Annotated in this window: 14 protein-coding genes and 1 pseudogene; 8 read left to right on the top strand and 7 right to left on the bottom strand. The window is 69.8% G+C overall.

Translation table 11 applies throughout. From position 1 onward, the window contains the following. The first annotated feature begins 67 nt into the window (after positions 1–67). The 5 genes from AB0435_RS13490 (at position 68) to AB0435_RS13510 (ending at position 5,262) form a co-directional block, all read left to right on the top strand. The gene (locus AB0435_RS13490) at positions 68–1,195 is read left to right on the top strand and encodes an FAD-dependent monooxygenase (RefSeq protein WP_366427006.1); all 1,128 of its coding nucleotides are present in this window, start codon (positions 68–70) and stop codon (positions 1,193–1,195) included. Between the two features lie 93 nt (positions 1,196–1,288). Next, positions 1,289–2,230 carry a VOC family protein gene (locus AB0435_RS13495; protein ID WP_366427007.1) on the top strand — a complete coding sequence of 314 codons (942 nt, stop codon included), beginning with the start codon at positions 1,289–1,291 and terminating at the stop codon, positions 2,228–2,230. A 142-nt stretch (positions 2,231–2,372) separates the two neighbouring features. Continuing rightward, positions 2,373–3,383 (top strand): AraC family transcriptional regulator, encoded by a 1,011-nt coding sequence (locus AB0435_RS13500; RefSeq protein WP_366427008.1) that lies wholly within the window; start codon positions 2,373–2,375, stop codon positions 3,381–3,383. A gap of 126 nt (positions 3,384–3,509) precedes the next feature. Then, entirely contained in the window at positions 3,510–3,920 is a 411-nt protein-coding gene (locus tag AB0435_RS13505; RefSeq protein WP_366427009.1) for a helix-turn-helix transcriptional regulator, read from the top strand. Positions 3,921–4,041: 121 nt separating this feature from the next. Next, positions 4,042–5,262, top strand: a complete 1,221-nt coding sequence (locus AB0435_RS13510) for a 4-hydroxybenzoate 3-monooxygenase (protein WP_366427010.1) — start codon at positions 4,042–4,044, stop codon at positions 5,260–5,262. 14 nt (positions 5,263–5,276) lie between these two features. Here AB0435_RS13510 and AB0435_RS13515 read toward each other — a convergent pair. Then, a pseudogene (locus tag AB0435_RS13515) lies at positions 5,277–5,558 on the bottom strand (SAM-dependent methyltransferase); the annotation flags it as partial. Positions 5,559–5,712: 154 nt separating this feature from the next. Here AB0435_RS13515 and AB0435_RS13520 point away from each other — a divergent pair. Continuing rightward, positions 5,713–6,465 carry a type 1 glutamine amidotransferase gene (locus tag AB0435_RS13520; RefSeq protein WP_366427011.1) on the top strand — a complete coding sequence of 251 codons (753 nt, stop codon included), beginning with the start codon at positions 5,713–5,715 and terminating at the stop codon, positions 6,463–6,465. Positions 6,466–6,526: 61 nt separating this feature from the next. Here AB0435_RS13520 and AB0435_RS13525 read toward each other — a convergent pair whose 3' ends face one another. Beyond that, positions 6,527–6,760: a hypothetical protein gene (locus AB0435_RS13525; RefSeq protein ID WP_361520986.1), complete on the bottom strand. Its 234-nt coding sequence runs from the start codon at positions 6,758–6,760 to the stop codon at positions 6,527–6,529. 1,142 nt (positions 6,761–7,902) lie between these two features. After that, positions 7,903–9,150, bottom strand: a complete 1,248-nt coding sequence (locus AB0435_RS13530; protein ID WP_366005619.1) for an MFS transporter — start codon at positions 9,148–9,150, stop codon at positions 7,903–7,905. 89 nt (positions 9,151–9,239) lie between these two features. On the opposite strand from AB0435_RS13530, the gene AB0435_RS13535 reads away from it, so the two are divergent. Next, positions 9,240–9,692 carry a helix-turn-helix domain-containing protein gene (locus AB0435_RS13535; RefSeq protein ID WP_366427012.1) on the top strand — a complete coding sequence of 151 codons (453 nt, stop codon included), beginning with the start codon at positions 9,240–9,242 and terminating at the stop codon, positions 9,690–9,692. 139 nt (positions 9,693–9,831) lie between these two features. Here AB0435_RS13535 and AB0435_RS13540 read toward each other — a convergent pair whose 3' ends face one another. Further along, positions 9,832–10,650 carry a helix-turn-helix transcriptional regulator gene (locus AB0435_RS13540; RefSeq protein ID WP_366005581.1) on the bottom strand — a complete coding sequence of 273 codons (819 nt, stop codon included), beginning with the start codon at positions 10,648–10,650 and terminating at the stop codon, positions 9,832–9,834. A gap of 132 nt (positions 10,651–10,782) precedes the next feature. On the opposite strand from AB0435_RS13540, the gene AB0435_RS13545 reads away from it, so the two are divergent. Beyond that, on the top strand, positions 10,783–11,847 hold the full coding sequence (locus AB0435_RS13545; RefSeq protein ID WP_366427013.1) for an aldo/keto reductase: 1,065 nt from the start codon (positions 10,783–10,785) through the stop codon (positions 11,845–11,847). Positions 11,848–11,988: 141 nt separating this feature from the next. Here the strand turns inward: AB0435_RS13545 and AB0435_RS13550 are convergent, their stop codons facing one another. From AB0435_RS13550 to AB0435_RS13560, 3 genes are read right to left on the bottom strand one after another with little or no spacing between them, the layout of a single operon-like run. Next, positions 11,989–13,056 (bottom strand): acyl-CoA dehydrogenase family protein, encoded by a 1,068-nt coding sequence (locus AB0435_RS13550; RefSeq protein WP_366427014.1) that lies wholly within the window; start codon positions 13,054–13,056, stop codon positions 11,989–11,991. After that, the gene (locus tag AB0435_RS13555) at positions 13,056–14,225 is read right to left on the bottom strand and encodes an acyl-CoA dehydrogenase family protein (protein ID WP_366427015.1); all 1,170 of its coding nucleotides are present in this window, start codon (positions 14,223–14,225) and stop codon (positions 13,056–13,058) included. The genes AB0435_RS13550 and AB0435_RS13555 overlap by 1 nt, the downstream gene beginning before the upstream one ends. Positions 14,226–14,282: 57 nt before the next feature. Continuing rightward, positions 14,283–15,476: a CoA transferase gene (locus AB0435_RS13560; protein ID WP_366005577.1), complete on the bottom strand. Its 1,194-nt coding sequence runs from the start codon at positions 15,474–15,476 to the stop codon at positions 14,283–14,285. Positions 15,477–15,618 lie beyond the last annotated feature (142 nt).

A 15,618-nucleotide genomic window follows, 5' to 3' on the forward strand; every position in this document is an offset into this window, starting at 1 on the left:
GATTCGGATATCGCGGAGCGCCGACGCGCCCTACGGTTTCGAAGAAATCGGCGCTCTGGAGGCGTACATGGAGGGCTATCGCGGTGCGCGGACAGCCGTGATCGTGGGTGCGGGCGTGGCTGGTCTGACAGCGGCCACCGCCCTGGCACGCGGCGGATGGCAGGTCGAGATCGCCGAGGCCGGCCCGCCGGAGGCGACTACCGGATGGGGGTTGTGCCTGACCGGTCCTGCGCTGCGCGCGCTGGACGAGCTGGGTCTTGCGGATACGTGTCTGGCCGAGGGCTACGGCATGAGCACGGTCACGCACGTGGACGTGAACGGCGAGCCCGCGGGTGAGGTCCAGTTGCCGCGCCTGATCGGTGCGCGGCGGCCGGCGGTGGTCGGTATCGCGCGCCCCGTACTGCACCGCATCCTGCGCGCGGAAGCCGATCGGTGCGGCGTAGTGGTACGCCACGGAGTGACCGTTGCCGCGGTGGATCAGGAGAGGGAGTCGGCCCGTGTCCGGTTGTCCGACGGGACGGCCCGGAAGGTCGCGCTGCTGGTGGGCGCGGACGGGATCCGCTCGTCGGCGCGGGGCCTGCTGGGGCTCGAGACCTCGCTCGACTTTCACGGGCAGATGGTCTGGCGGGCCCTGGTACCCCGCCCGCAGTGGGCCACCGGGATCCATCAGTTCGCCGGGAAGGCCGGCACGGCCGGCCTCGTGCCCCTCTCGGGAGGACAGGCGTACGTGTTCCTGACGGAGAACGGTGTGGAGCGGAGCGTCCTGCCCGATGCCGAACTCGCCCCGCGCCTGCGGCAACTGCTGGAGACCTTCCCGGGCCGGGTGGAGGAGATCCGTTCCCTGGTGTCCGCGTCGGAATCGGTGGTGCGCCGCCCGGTGCTGACGGCGCTCCTGGAGGGCGCCTGGAACCGGGGCAACGGCGTGGTCATCGGCGACGCCGCGCACGCGCCCGCACCGCAGATGGCCAGCGGCGCTGCCCTGGCCGTCGAGGACGGGCTCGTACTGGCCCGCGAACTCGGGCGGCACGAGTTCGTCGGCGCGGGGCTCCAGGCGTTCGTCAGCCGACGCGCGCAGCGGTGCCGAACGCTCGTGGAGACCTCGGTGGCCATCGCCGGCCTGGAACAGGCGCAGCGCCACCACGAGGCGTATCCGCTGGCCGACTCCTGCCACCGGCTCATGGCCGAGCCCGCGTAACTGTCCGCCGCCAAGGGTGCCCCGACGCCCTGCCGTTCGCACGACTGATGACCGAACGACCGAGCTGACCAGCGTAGTTCAAGGGAGTGCGCCATGAGTAACAGAAGTCCGATCACCCACCTGCGGCACATCGACATCGCCATGCCGAACTTCGCCGAGCAGCGCCGGTTCTACACCGAGCTGTGGGGGCTGGCGGAGACCGCCACCGACACCGGTGTCTCGTTTCTGGCAGCCGAAGGATCCCCGGAGCAGTACGTGGTGCGGCTGCGCGAGGACGCCCACAAGCGCACCGACCTCATCGCCTTCGGCGCGGCCAGTGCCGACGATGTGGACGCCATGGCCGCACAACTGGCATTGAAGAGCGTTCAGTTGGTCCACGAACCTGAAAAGCTGAACACTCCCGGAGGCGGCTACGCGGTCCGCTTCTTCGACAACGAGGGCCGCGTGGTCGAGGTCTCCGCCGACGTCTCCGCCCGCAGGCACCGCAAGGTCGAGGCCCGCGAGCCGGTGCCCGTGCGCCTCTCCCACGTGCTGATGAACTCTCCCACCCCCGAGGCCACGGTGGCCTGGTACATCAAACACCTGGGGTTCCGCCTCTCGGACACGATGTGTCTGGGCGACCGGGGCGAGATCATGTGGTTTCTGCGGTGCAACACCTTTCACCACAGCTTCGGCATCGTGCGCGGGCCGCACGCGGCCTTCCACCACGCCTCCTTCGAGATGCGCGGAATCGACGAGTTCATGCGTGGCACGGGCCGGATGCGGCGCCTGGGCATCGAGCGGCTGTGGGGGCCGGGGCGGCACCGTGCCGGCGACAACTCCTTCAGCTACTTCCTCGACCGGGCCGGCAACACCGTCGAGTACACCACCGAGCTGGAGATCCTGGACGAGGACACCTGGCACCCCCACATCTTCGACCTGCGCGATCCCGCCAACGCGGATCAATGGGGCACGGCCGACGAGATGGACGAGTTCATCGCCACCAAGTCCCACAACGACGTCGACCCAGGGCTGTTCATGGCCCCGCCGATCTGAGCGGAGAGCCCCGTGGAACCTCCGCGCCCTCGTCGGCAGCTGGAGGCCGGCTGGCTGGAGGCGGCAGCCCGCAGGGGACAGCCGCGGCGTACAGCTCGATTCGTACGCCCGCGACGGAACCGGCCAACCGCCATGGCTGACAATGGACTTCCAGGGAGGTGACCCCACCATCGTGCCGACGCCGCTGCGCAACCACCTCATCACCAGATCCCAGAACCCCGCCGACCTGCTCAACTCCGCCACCCGCCTCTTCGGCGGCTCGATCGCCACGTCGCCCCTGGACGAGCTGCGCGGCGGCGAACACGAGCTGCGCGGTGTCGCCGCGGACGACTTCGCGGTGGGCTACTTCGCCTCGCCACTCGATGTGCGCGTCGCCCCGGCCGAGGGCCGTGACCGCGGCTCCTACTTCGTCAACATCGGTGTCTCCGGAGCCCTCTCGGTATCGTGCGGCGGCCTGCGGGCGATCCTCGACGAGGCGACGGCGGGAGTCGCCAACCCCGGAGACACCCAGGAACTACGGCCCCTGAGCGGCCGGAGGACGAGGTTCCTGGGCCTGCGGATCGACGCCGCCCTCGTCGACCAGGAATTCGCCGCGCTGACCGGTCACCCGCCGGTGTCCACCGTGCGCTTCGCCCCCACCCTCGACCTGACCACGTCCAAGGGCCGGGCAGTGCGGCTGCTGGTTCATTCCCTCCTCGAACAGATGGACTCGGGAGACCACCTGTTCCAGCGCGCGGAGCTGCAGCGCAGCCAACTGCGTTGTCTCGTCACCGCCCTGCTCCTGGCCCAGCCGCACTCGCACACCGACGAGCTGCACGACGGTCCGCGACCCGGCCACCCGCGCTTCTTGCGGGCAGCCCTCGCGTTCATAGAGGCGAACCTCGCCGAGCACATCAGCCTCGGCGGCATCGCCGGTGCCGCAGGCTGCAGCCCGCGGACCCTCAGCTCCGCGTTCCGCGGCCGGCTCGGCCTCTCGCCCATGTCCTACGTCCGCAACCTGCGGCTCGACCGGATCCGCGAGGACATCCTCGCCTCCAGCGACCCCGTCGGCACGATCGCCTACCGGTGGGGCGTCTCACACCTCGGCCGCTTCGCCAGCGACTACCGCGCCCGCTTCGCCGAACTGCCCTCGGACACCGCGACTCGCAGGTGACCCGTCCCTGTTCGTCTTCGCGCTCGCGGGGCGGTCGGCCGGAGATCGCGCGGGCCGCCCTCGCCGCGGTGGCCGCGTAGGGCAGTGCCTCCTGGAGCACGTACTCCGATCGGTAGGCTCGAAACCGTGCCTGACATCCGCCGGAAGTCCCACCTCGCCACCGCCATCGAGGACAAGCGCGGACTGCTCGCCCATGGAGACGGTGTGGCACCCCACCGTCATACCGACGGACAGTTGCTCTATCCTTCGGCCGGAGTCCTCGCCACCACCTTGGCGGAGCTCGGACGGACGGTCGGGGCGAGCGAACGGACCCTGAGCCGTCTGTTCCGGACCGAGCTGGGGATGGGCTTCCACCGGTGGCGGAGCCTGCTGCGTGTCCAGCACGCGCTGGTCGGACTGGTCGAGGGGGACGCGGTCATCGACACGGCCACCCGGCTGGGTTGGGCCAACCCCACCAGCTTCATCGAAGCGTTCACAGCGATCGTCGGCCAAACGCCGGGGCGCTATCAGACGGAGCTCCGTCGCGGAGACCGGTGACGGAGGACCGGCGCCGTCGACCGGTGGAATCGGTGGAGTCCGCTCGGCCTTGGCGGGTTTCCGGAACATCTTGTCCGCATGACGGTGCCGCGCGGATCCGGTGTCCCGTGACCATGGAGGCATGACAACAGTCCCGGCCGGAGTGTCCCGGTCAGCCCCCGAAGCGCACGACAGCACCGCTGTGGTGATCGTAGGAGCGGGAGTCGCCGGACTCACCCTCGGAAACCTCCTGCTGCGCAGGGGGATCGGCTGCGTCATCCTGGAGAAACGCAGCCGTGAATACGTCGAACAGCGACAGCGCGCCGGTGTCATCGACACCCGGGCGGCACGCATGTTCCGGGAGTGGGGCCTCGAAGACCGGGTGATCGGAGGGGTCCCGGTCGAACCGGTGCTGAACTTCCGGATCGACGGCGAGACGCGTCCCCTCGCCCTCGCGCCGGACGATCACGACGGCGGACGCTTCTGCCCCCAGCAGGTTCTCGTCCGCAACCTCATCGACGTCTTCGTCAGCGACGGCGGAGACCTCCGCTTCGACGCCGAGGACGTCTCGTTGCGGAACATCGCCGACGAGGCACCCCCGCACGTTCGCTATCGGGACAGCGCCGGATCGACAAAGGTGATCAGCTGCGAGTTCGTCGCCGGCTGTGACGGTGACTGCGGTGTGAGCAGGACGGCCATCCCCAGCGCGAGCCTCACCCGGTACTCCCACGAATACGGGTTCGCGTGGCTGACCGTCCTCGCGGAGGTTCCCGCCCGTCACCAGTCCATGATGGCGCTGCACCCACGCGGATTCGCCGGTCAGTTCGCCCGCGGCCCACACGCGAGCCGGTTCTACCTCCAGTGCCCGCTCGACAGCTCGGTGTCACAGTGGACGGACGAGCAGATCTGGGACGAACTCGAGACCCGCTTCGGTGAACCCATGGCTGCCCGGGGGCCGATCGCCGGCACACAACTGGTGCCGCTGCGAAGCGTGGTGCACAGCCCGATGAGCCACGGCCGGCTGTACCTGCTCGGGGACGCCGCCCACATCGTCCCTCCGATGAGCGCGAAGGGAATGAACCTGGCCCTGCACGACGCCGAGATCTTCGCGAATGCCGTCACCCATTACCAGGCCAACAACCATGATTCGACCCTGCTCGACGGCTACTCGTCGACCTGCCTTCTCCATGTGTGGAACTACCAGGCCTTCGCGACATGGTGGACCGAACTGATACACAACGCCGGTGACGCCTCGTACCAAGGCGAGTTCCACCACCAGGTCGCCCGGGCGGACCTTGCGCGCCTGTTCCGGTCCGGCTCGGCGAACCGCCTGCTGAGCGAGTTCATCGCCGGGCTGAATTAGGGACTGTGCGAACGCTACGGCCGACGTCCCCACGCTGAGACCATCGGGGCGGTGGCCAGGTCCAGGCGTCCGGTGGCGACGTTCGCCAAGTGGCGGTCGATCTGCTCGTCGGTGGCGAGTCCCTCCGCCACCAGGCGGTGCCGGACCTGCCGCACGGTCGCGGCCTCCAGGACGGCACACGCCGGCGAGGTGATCGGGAAATACGCGTCGGCCTGGACGTCGTCCAGACCGGCCTCACGCAGCAACCTGGGCAGGGTGCGCCCGTACGCGAGGTCCGCGCTGCGGGCCGCCATCAACGGTCGGCGGTCCGGTGCGGCCGGGCTCCGTACGGCGCAGGGCAGGCAGGAGGGGTCAGGTCGCCCATACCCGCCTGGTCTCTTCCGCCCTGCCCCCATTAAGGTCTCCATCGATCCGCCTCCGCATTTCTCGTTCCTGCCAGGAGTCCACCTCATGTCTGCGAGCACCGTTCTGATCCTTCAGCACGTCGAGGTCGAGAAGCCCGGCCTGATCCTCGACGCCCTGGACGGGAGCGGACTGGAGGTGGACATCCGGAATCTGATCGACACTCCGGGCGCCTCGCTGGACGATCTGCCGCCGGCGTCGGATCTGGCGGGGCTCGTGGTGATGGGCGGCCCCATGAACGCCGATGACCTGACAGGCCATCCTGCCCTGAAGGTGGAGCGTGACCTCCTGTCAGACGCGCTGCGGTCCGGGACGCCGACGCTGGGCGTATGCCTGGGGGCCCAACTCCTCGCTCGGGCCCACGGTCTGACTGTCCGTACGGGTACGGAGCTCGGCCGGGAGAGCGAGATCGGCTGGGCCCCGCTGCGCGACGTGGACCGTGACGACCCGGTCGTCGGCCCGCTGGCTGACGCCCCCGCCATACTCCATTGGCACGGTGACCGCATCGTGCCCGACCCCGAGACCCGCGTGCTGGCCCGTACCGAGAGCACCGAGTGTCAGGCATTCCGTGCGGGTCCGGCCGCCTGGGGTCTCCAGTTCCACCTGGAGGTCACGCCCGGCCTCCTCGACGACTGGCTCGCCGAACCCACTTTCGCCACCGAGGCTGAGGAAGCCCTCGGCCTCGACGCCATCGAGCGGCTGCGCGGCGAAGCGCGCGCGGCCGCGCCCGCTCTGCACCCGTTGGCCAAGCAGAGCCTGACGCACCTGCGAAGCCTCTTCGAGGCACGCGCCAACCGCTGATCTGTCGACATGGGGCGGGGCGAGCGTGAGAGCACCTGCCGACGTGCGGGGCGGTGACGGCTCAGGCGTGGTCGGCCAGCCCGGAGTAGCCCTTGGCCCGCGCGCAGTGGGCGCAGCAGAAGAACATCCCGTCGGTCTCCAGGCCGTGGCCCAGGATGCGGCACCCGCAGGTGTCGCAGATCGGCGCGAGCTTGTGCGCGGCGCACTCGAAGCTGTCGAAGACGTGCACGGCTCCCGCAGCGCGCACCTCGAAGGCCATCTCGTAGTCGTTGTCGCAGACCTCGCACACCGCCATGTCGTTCATCCCTTGCTGATCGCCCGCCGCGAACGCTTCGTCCGCCGTCCGGCACTCGGCCGCCAGGATGCAGCACGACGGGGTCCAACGGTCGGCAACGCCACGGTCACCCGGGCCGATCAGGGCCTGTGCGTCGCCCGCCGGGAGCAACTCCGGCGCCCGTTCAGCCGCCGTTGCTGACACGCGGCCGCATCTGTTCCTCCAGCGTCGGTGCCGCCGCCGGCAGCGACACCATCCGCGCCGACGGTGAACCCGGTGCCCACCCTGTGCCCCGCTCGCCACTGCTCGCCACATGGAGGAGTTCGGCGTGTCAGAGCTGACTCGTACTGCACGGTGCGTCCCGACCGTTTTCCCAGTTCAGCACCCTTGTTGACGGGCCGGCCCGGTCGCGGCCACGCGTGGTGATGCCTTTGACAGTGCCCAGGGGGCGGTGTTTAGTGGCGGTGTCGGAAGACGCGTTTCCCTCGCACCCGCCCCGGCGGTGGCACACCCGCGGGGAAACGCGAGAGCCTCACCCCCTCCGTGCCGGCCAAGCGCTCGGGGATGAGGCCCTCTGCAACTACGGCGGGGCCTCGACCACCGGGTCGGGGCCTTTGCTACAGGCGGTTCGGTCAGGTCAACAGCTCCCGCACGGCCCTGACAACCGTGTAGAGCGGGCCGACCCAGCGGATCCAGCGGTAGAGCCGGTCCCACCTGTCGCCGCGGTGGCCCTTTGGAGCTCCCTCCATGAGGTCACCTCCCTCCCGGAGCCCGGTGTTGTTCGTGGACCCCATGGGCGACGCCCGCGAAGCACCGAACGGTCCCGGAATGGGAGTTGGTACTGGTAGGTTACCGGGCCCTTGCGATACCCACATGACACCGGGATGTCCGCGATCCGCCCGAAACCTCGTACAGGCAAGCGATCTGAGGGGCCGCCAGATATGACCTCGCGCCCCGGCCCTCCCGCCGCCGATCTCCATGCACCGCTGCCACCAGCGGTTTTACCCCTGGAGTCGGTCACGGGAGCGTTGGTGGGGGAGTGGTGCGTCAGACGGCAACGGTGGAGTGTGCGAGCGCGGGCCGATGGGCGAAAAGTCATCCTCTCGTACCAATGGAACGCCGTGCGGAGCACCTGACGGAGGGGCGGAATGCGGGGTCGTGTATCAGCGCCCGATGTCCGGGGTGCTGTGCCGTGTGAACGCCCACACTACGAGCCCGAGGCAGCTGAACGTGGCGCCCAGTGCGCATACGGCGCCCCAGCCGGCCACCGTGTAGAGGGACGTCGCTGCGATGGCGCCGGTGGCGCTGCCGATCGAGTAGAAGACCATGTAGCCGCCGATCAGCCGACTGCCCGCCTCCGGGTGCAGTGCGTAGATCAGGGTCTGGTTGGTGACATGGACAGCCTGCACGGCGAGGTCGAGGAGGATCACCCCGGCGAACAGGGCCCAGAGCGAGTCGCGGGTGAAGGCCAGGGGCAGCCACGAGACGACGAGCAGGGACAGGGCGATGCCGGTGGCCCGGCGGGAGAGGCCGCGGTCGTTCAGGCGGCCCGCCACGGTCGCGGCCAGGGCGCCTGCGACACCGATCAGTCCCAACGCCCCGATCGCGCTGTGTGAAAAGGAGTACGGGGCCTCGCTGAGCGGTAGCGCGACGCTGCTCCACAGGGTGCTGAAGGCGGCGAAGATCAGCAGGCAGAACAGGGCTCGTAGCCGCAGCAGTCGTTCCCGCGCGAACAAGGTGATCGTGGAGCGCAGGAGCTGCCCGTAGCGCAGGGTTGTCGGTGGGACGTCACCGTGGCGTGGCAGTACTCGGTACAGGACCAGGGCGAGCAGGGCGGTGAGCGACGCCGATGCGAAATAGACGGAGCGCCAGCCCGCGAGGTCGGCCATGAGGCCGGCCGCGGTGCGGGCGAGCAGGATCCCGATGACCACGCCGCTGGTGACCAGACCGACGACACGTCCGCGTTCGGCGGGAGGGGCCAGTGATGCCGCGAAGGCCACCAGTGTCTGTGTGACGACCGCGAGGAGCCCTGTCGCGGCCATGCCCGCGAGCAGGACCGCCGCCGTGTGGGCGACGGCCACCACGGTCAGCGCCACCACCAGGAGGAGTAACTGGGCCACGATGAGCCGTCGGCGGTCGGCCACGTCGCCCAGCGGCACGAGGAAGAAGAGACCCAGTCCGTATCCGACGTGCGTGAGGGTGACCACGCTGCCGACGAGTGCCGGGCTCATGGCGAGGTCGTGACCCATGGTCACCAGGAGCGGCTGGGAGAAGTAGACGTTGGCCACCGCGGCCCCACAAGCGACGGCGAACAGTGTGACGACGCCACGGGACAGGGCGGGCGCGGGACCCTCCTCACCTCGGGTCTCGGTCCGTCGTGTCAGAGCCTCACCGTTGCCGGGCATCGGCACTCCCTCTCGTTCTGGTTTCATCTCGCTACCAGTGGCGACGGTAACTACTCAGGTAGCATGTTGCAACCGATGTGGGAGTGGAGGACGCCATGGTGACCAGGACGCGCTTCGACGACAGTGAATGCCCCGTCGCCCGGTCGGTGGACGCGATCGGCGACTGGTGGTCCCTGCTGATCGTGCGGGACGCCTTCGACGGGAGCCGGCGCTTCGGGGAGTTCCAGCGCAGCCTTGGCGTGGCCAAGAACATCCTCACCGCGCGGCTGCGCACCCTGGTCGCGGGCGGTGTCCTCGAATCCGTTCCCGCCTCGGACGGCAGCGCCTACCGCGAATACGTACTGACTCCGAAGGGCAAGGCGCTCTTCCCCGTCATCGTGGCGTTGCGGCAGTGGGGCGAACAGAACTTCTTCGCCCCCGGCGAACCGCACTCGGAGTTGGTCGACCGACGGCAGGGACACCGCCTGCCCGCACTGGAGGTGCTGTCGGCGGACGGGCGGCGGCTGAACCCCGACGACACCACCGTCCACAAGGTCTCCGCTCAGTGATCCCAGCTGGAGACTCGGTGCCGCCCGTCTCTCCACCGCCGACCGGGTCGGACCGGTCGGCCGTCCGAGCAGGGCCGCCTTCAGCCGGGCCCGCCGTCGGCGCGGGACGCGCAGCCCTCAGTGCACGGACGGTTCGACATCACCGCGCGCACAACCGGTCCAATGCCGACTGGCTCTCGTCGTCCATGGCGCGGTAGATCACCAACCGCTGGTCCGGGTCTTGAAGTGGCATCAGCACTTCGAAATCCACTGTGATCACACCGACGTCAGGATGCCGCATCACCTTGCGTCCGCGGCCGTTGACATGGATGTCCCGATCGGCCCACAGCCGCGCGAAGTCCTCGTCGTGAGTGGTGAATTCGGAGATGAGGTCGGTCAACGCCTGATCCTCCGGATGCGCGGCCCACGCGGCGCGGAGGTGGGCGATTCCCTCCCGCACGACGCGTTCGCGGTCGACGTATAGATCGCGCAGCTCCGGATGCATCAGGCACAGCCACATCGCATTGCGCTGTGAGGGTGGCAGGGTGTCGAAATCCACGAGCAGCCTCGCCATTTCGTCGTTCCAGGCCAGGATGTCGTAGCGGTGGTTCATCAGCATGGCCGGCAGCGGCGACAGGTCGGCGACCAGCCGGGCCAGCGGCGGCGCCGCGCTGGTGGCTGGCTTGTCGGCGTTGCGGGGGCGCTGCTGGGCCAGGTCGAAGAGGTAGGCGCGTTCGTCGGGGGCCAGGCGCAGTGCCCGGGCCAGCGCCTCCGTCGCGTCCGCCGAGGGCCGCAGCCCGCGGGCCTGTTCCAGTCGCACGATGTAGTCGGTGCTGACCCCGGCCAGTTCGGCGACCTCTTCGCGGCGCAGTCCGGGGGTCCGCCGGGACCGCCGGCCCAAGGGCAGGTCGAAATCGTGCGGATTCAAGCGTTCGCGTCGGGTCCGCAAGAACGCGGCCAACTCCTGTGTCCTGTCCACGGTACGGGGCATCATGGTCGATGCAACAACCAGGGTAGGACTGGCGTTCCCAGGAATCCTCTTCCCTTACCTCCGGCTCCCGGCTGTCACAGACTCGTTCCCGGCAACGGATCACAAGCGCAGGAGGACATGATGTCGCTCACCCTCGACACCTACCGGCTTCTCGGCCGCTCCGGGCTGCGGGTCTCACCGCTGGCACTGGGCGCGGCGACCTTCGGCACCGAGTGGGGCTGGGGCGCCGACCAGGACGACGCACGCAAGCTGTTCGACCTCTACGTCGAGCGCGGCGGCAACTTCATCGACACCGCCGACACCTACACCGATGGCAGCTCCGAGCGCCTGCTGGGCGAATTCACCCGCGACAACCGCGAAAGCCTGGTCCTCGCGACGAAATACTCGACGCTGCGCCGGCCCGGCGATCCGAATTCCGGGGGCCCGCACCGCAAGAACCTGTTCGCGTCGGTGGAATCCAGTCTGCGACGGCTGAAGACGGACTACATCGATCTGCTCTACCTGCACCTGTGGGATTTCACGACGCCGGTCGAGGAGATCCTGCGTGGCATGGACGACCTGGTCCGGCAGGGCAAGGTCTTGTACGTGGCGATCTCCAACGCCCCGGCCTGGCAGGTGTCGCGCATGCAGGCGATCGCCGACCTGCGCGGCTGGTCGCCCCTGATCGCCCTGCAGATCGAATACAGTCTGATCCAGCGTGCCGGGGAACGTGACCTGATCCCCATGGCGGGGGAGATGGGCCTTGGCGTGGTCCCGTATTCACCGATGGGTGGCGGGGTGCTCACCGGCAAGTACAGCCGCGACGATCTGGCCGGCCCGAGCACCGGATCCGGGGAAAGTACCCGCAAGAGCCTCAACCACACCATGGGCTCGGTGACCGAACGCAACCTCGCCGTCGCCGACATGGTGAAGGAGGTCGCCACGGAGCTGGGCCGCACGCCCGCCCAGGTCGCTCTGGCCTGGACTCTGCAGAACCCCGGCGTGACGGCACCGATCATCGGCGCCCGCACCCCCACACAACTGGAGGACAACCTGGGCGCCCTGGAGGTCGACCTCACCGCCTCCCACCTGGCCCGCCTCGACGACGCGAGCGCGATTCACCTCGGCTACCCGCACACCCTTCTCGCCGGCGACTTCGCCCGCACGCAGACCCAGGGTGACCTGAAGATCGAAGCCCGGGGCTGATGCCAGATCGCCCCGAGGGCAGCCGCAGGGCTGCCCTCGGGGCGATCATTTGCTCATTCAGCGGCCGAACGATGATTTCGCCATCCAGGTCAGAGGCGGGGTGCGCGAAATATCCCCGGACTTCCAACATGGGGGCGGGGGTCAGGGCTCGGTGGTGAGGGCGGGCCAGAGGCCGGCGGCGGTGAGGGGCCGGGCCAGGCGGCGCGCCCAGTAGGTCTCGTCACCGTCCTCGTCGCGCCAGGACCACAGGCGGGTGGTGGCGAGGTGGAGCGGGTTGAGCTGGGTGATGCCGATGGCGCCGTGGAGTTGGTGGGCGATACGGGCGATCTCGGCGGCCGAGGCGGATGCCTGGGTCTTGGCGGCGGCGACGGCGAAGTGTGCGGCCGAGCTGCCGGTGTCCAGTGGTGCGGCGGCGGCTTGGACAGCGGCACGCACCAGGGCGGCCTCCTCGATCAGCCGTGCCTCTTCCTGCTTGACGGCCTGGAAACGGCTGAGCGGACGGCCGAACTGGGTGCGGGCGGTGGTGTGGGCGACCGTCAGCTCGACGCACCGTGCGGCGGCTCCGGCGATGAGGGCCGACCGCGCCAGGGCCGCGCGGAGCCGTGCCTCGTCGAGCAGCTCCGGGGAGATCCGGCGGACGTGGGAGGCGGGGACCTCAAGGGCGGCGAGATGCAGGTCGTCGCGGGGTTCCTCGGCGAGATTGCCACCGGGGGTGAGAACGGCCTGGTCCGGGGTGAGGGTGAAGAGGACGGGGCCGGAGGGGGCGGCCGCCAGGACGACCACGGCGTCGGCGGCGCGGGCCCAGGGGACGCGGCGCAAGGTGCCGCTGACCAGCAGGGTGTCGTCCTCGCCGAAGCAGCCGGCCGAGCCGACACCCGAGGCGGCCGGGTGGGCGTAACGGATCGTCAGATCGGGGGCGATGGCGTAGCTGAGCGGGCCCTCGGGGACGGGGAGACCGACGCGGCGCAGCAGCGGGCGGGCGACCAGGGCGGTTTCGGCGAACGGGGCGGGGACGGCACGGCGTCCCGCCTCCTGCGCGGCGGCGAGGAGTTCGGCGGTAGAGGCGTCGGGGGAGGGGAGGGCCACTGCGTCCGGGGCGGTGGTGTTGGTGACGGTGGCGATGGCGTCCGGATCGGTGAAGAAGACGGCGGTGTCGTAGTCGTCGGCGGGTATGGCGGGGGTGCTGGTGTCGATCGTGTGGGTGTTCATCAGTGCTGCTCCAGACCACGAGTGATGATGCCGCGAAGGATTTCGTTGGTGCCGCCGCGCAGGGTGTAGCCAGGGCTGTGCAGCAGGGCGAAAGCGAGCAGTTCGGTGTGGGTGCCGGGGGTGGCGTGCGGGTCCGCCGGGGTCGGCAGGATGCTGCGGACGGTGTCGATGAGCGTGCCCTCCAGGCGGGTGCCGAGGTCCTTGACCAGGGCGGCCTGGACGTCGGGCGAGGCTCCGGCGTCCAGTGCGGCGGCCACGCCGAGGGAGAGCCGGCGGATGCTGTGCAGACGAGCCGTCAGGATGCCGACCCCGGTGAGCTGTTCGGCCGTGGCGGAACCCTTACCGAGCTGGCGGAGCAGGGAGACCAGCAGGGGGAAGGTGGAAAGGTAGCGTTCCGGGCCGCTGCGTTCGAAGGCGAGTTCGCCGGTGACCTGCTTCCAGCCGTCGCCCCGCTGCCCGAGCAGCATGCCGTCGGGGACGTCGACGCCTTCGAGGTGGAAGGCGTTGAAGCGGTGCTCGCCGCTCATCAGCCGGATCGGCTCGACCCGTACGCCAGGGGCGCGCAGATCGACGATGAACTGACTGAGGCCGGCGTGTTTGTCCTCGGCGTCGTCGGTGCGGGCCAGCACGATGGCGTAGTCGTTGACGTGGGCGCCGCCGGTCCACATCTTGGTGCCGGTCAACCGCCAGCCGTCGGCGGTGCGTTCGGCGCGGGTACGCACCGAGGCGAGGTCGGAGCCGCTGCTCTTCTCGCTCATGCCGATGGAGAAGAAGCACTGTCCGGCGGCGATCCTCGGCAGGAAGAAGCGGCGCTGTTCCTCGGTGCCGTGCCGGAGTACGGACGGGCCGGCCTGTCGGTCGGATACCCAGTGGGCGCTGACCGGGGCACCGGCGGCGAGCAGTTCCTCGATCACCACATAGCGCTCCAGGAAGCCGCGGCCCGCCCCGCCGTACTCGGTGGGCAGGGCCATGCCGACCCAGCCGCGCTCGGCGAGGCGGCGGCTGAAGGCCGCATCCCAGCCGGCCAGCCAGGAGTCGGGGCGGCCGAGCACGGTGCCGCGGGTGCGCTCCTCATCGAGGAAGGCGCGGACCTCGGCGCGCAGGAGGCGGGCCGACGCGGGCAGGGCGACGTCGGGGAACGCGATCGGCGAAAGCGTCGAAGGAGACATGGATCATCAGCTTCCGTGTTGGTGTATCAACGGATGGTTTTCGTTAGGGGAATTCGGTCAGTTCGCGGAGTGCAGCAAGGAAGGGTCGAAGCCCGCTTCGAGGAGGACCTCGTCGGTGTGCTGCCCGATGCCCGGGCAGGGCAGCAGCTCCGGCTCCGGGTCGGCCGAGTAGCGGACCGGGCGGCCGATCACCCGGTAGGGGCCCTCGGTGGGGTGCTCGGCATCGCGCAGCAGGCCGCCCTCTTGGGCGTAGGCGGTGGTGGCGGCGGACTCCAGGTCGAGCACCGGGGCGGCGGCGATGCCCACCCGGTCGCAGAACTCCTGCCATTCGGCGCTGCTATGACGTGGAGTCAGTTCGGCGAGCAGCGGATAGAACTGGTCGGCGTTGCGGGCCCGGTCGGGGCCGGTGGCGAAGCGCGGGTCGTCGGCCAGGTCGGGGCGGCCGACGAAGGCGGTGAAGTCCCGCCAGTTCCGGTCGCTGTGCGGCAGGATGCACATCCAGCCGTCGGCGGTGCGCTGGGCCCGGCGCTCCGGGCTGAGCGAGCGCGCCGAACCGAACGCCCCGTCGGGCTCCAGGGAAGCCGCGCCCAGGTGCTCGACCAGGTTGAAGGCGAGCATGGTGTCCGCCATCGGGACCTCGATGTGCTGGCCGGTGCCGCCGTGCTCCCGGTAGTGCAGCGCGGCGAGCACCGACTGCGCGATCTGCATGCCGCAGATCTTGTCGGCCAGCACGGTGGGGACGTAGTGCGGCTGGCCGGAGACCTTGTGGTTGAGCCAGACCAGGCCACTGGCCGCCTGGATGATGTCGTCGTAGGCGGCGTGGGATCCGTAGCGGCTGTCGCTGCGGAAACCCTGGGCGTTGGCGTAGATCAGGCCGGGGTTGAGGGCCGCGACGTCGTCGTAGCCGAGGCGGAGCTTCTCCAGGGCCTGCGGGCGCAGGTTGGTGATGAAGACGTCGGCGGTGCGCAGCAGGGCGAGCAGGGCGTCGCGGCCGTGCGGGGCCTTGAGGTCGATGGCGGCGCTGCGCTTGTTGCGGTTGAGGTTGAGCGCCGGGCCGCCCATGCCGGGGTGGCGCCGCGGAGGGTAGTGGCGCGTCATGTCACCGGTGGGCGGCTCGACCTTGATCACGTCCGCGCCCAGGTCGCCGAGCTGCTGGGCGGCGTACGGGGCCATGATCACGCTGGCCAGTTCGATGACGCGGACTCCGGAGAGGAGTCCACGGCCGGACGGACCGCTCGGCTTCTCGGACATCTTTCGGTGCCTCCTGGGGGCTGTCGGGTGGGGTGGACGAACGGTGGTGCGGTACGGCCGGCGGCGGACACGTGGTGCCGTGCCGGGGGCTCGCCGGCCAGGTGAAGAGGGAGGCGAGGGCGAGCCCGGTCAGGAAGACGGT

The organism is Streptomyces sp. NPDC051173, from assembly GCF_040689515.1.
Lineage (GTDB): Bacteria > Actinomycetota > Actinomycetes > Streptomycetales > Streptomycetaceae > Streptomyces.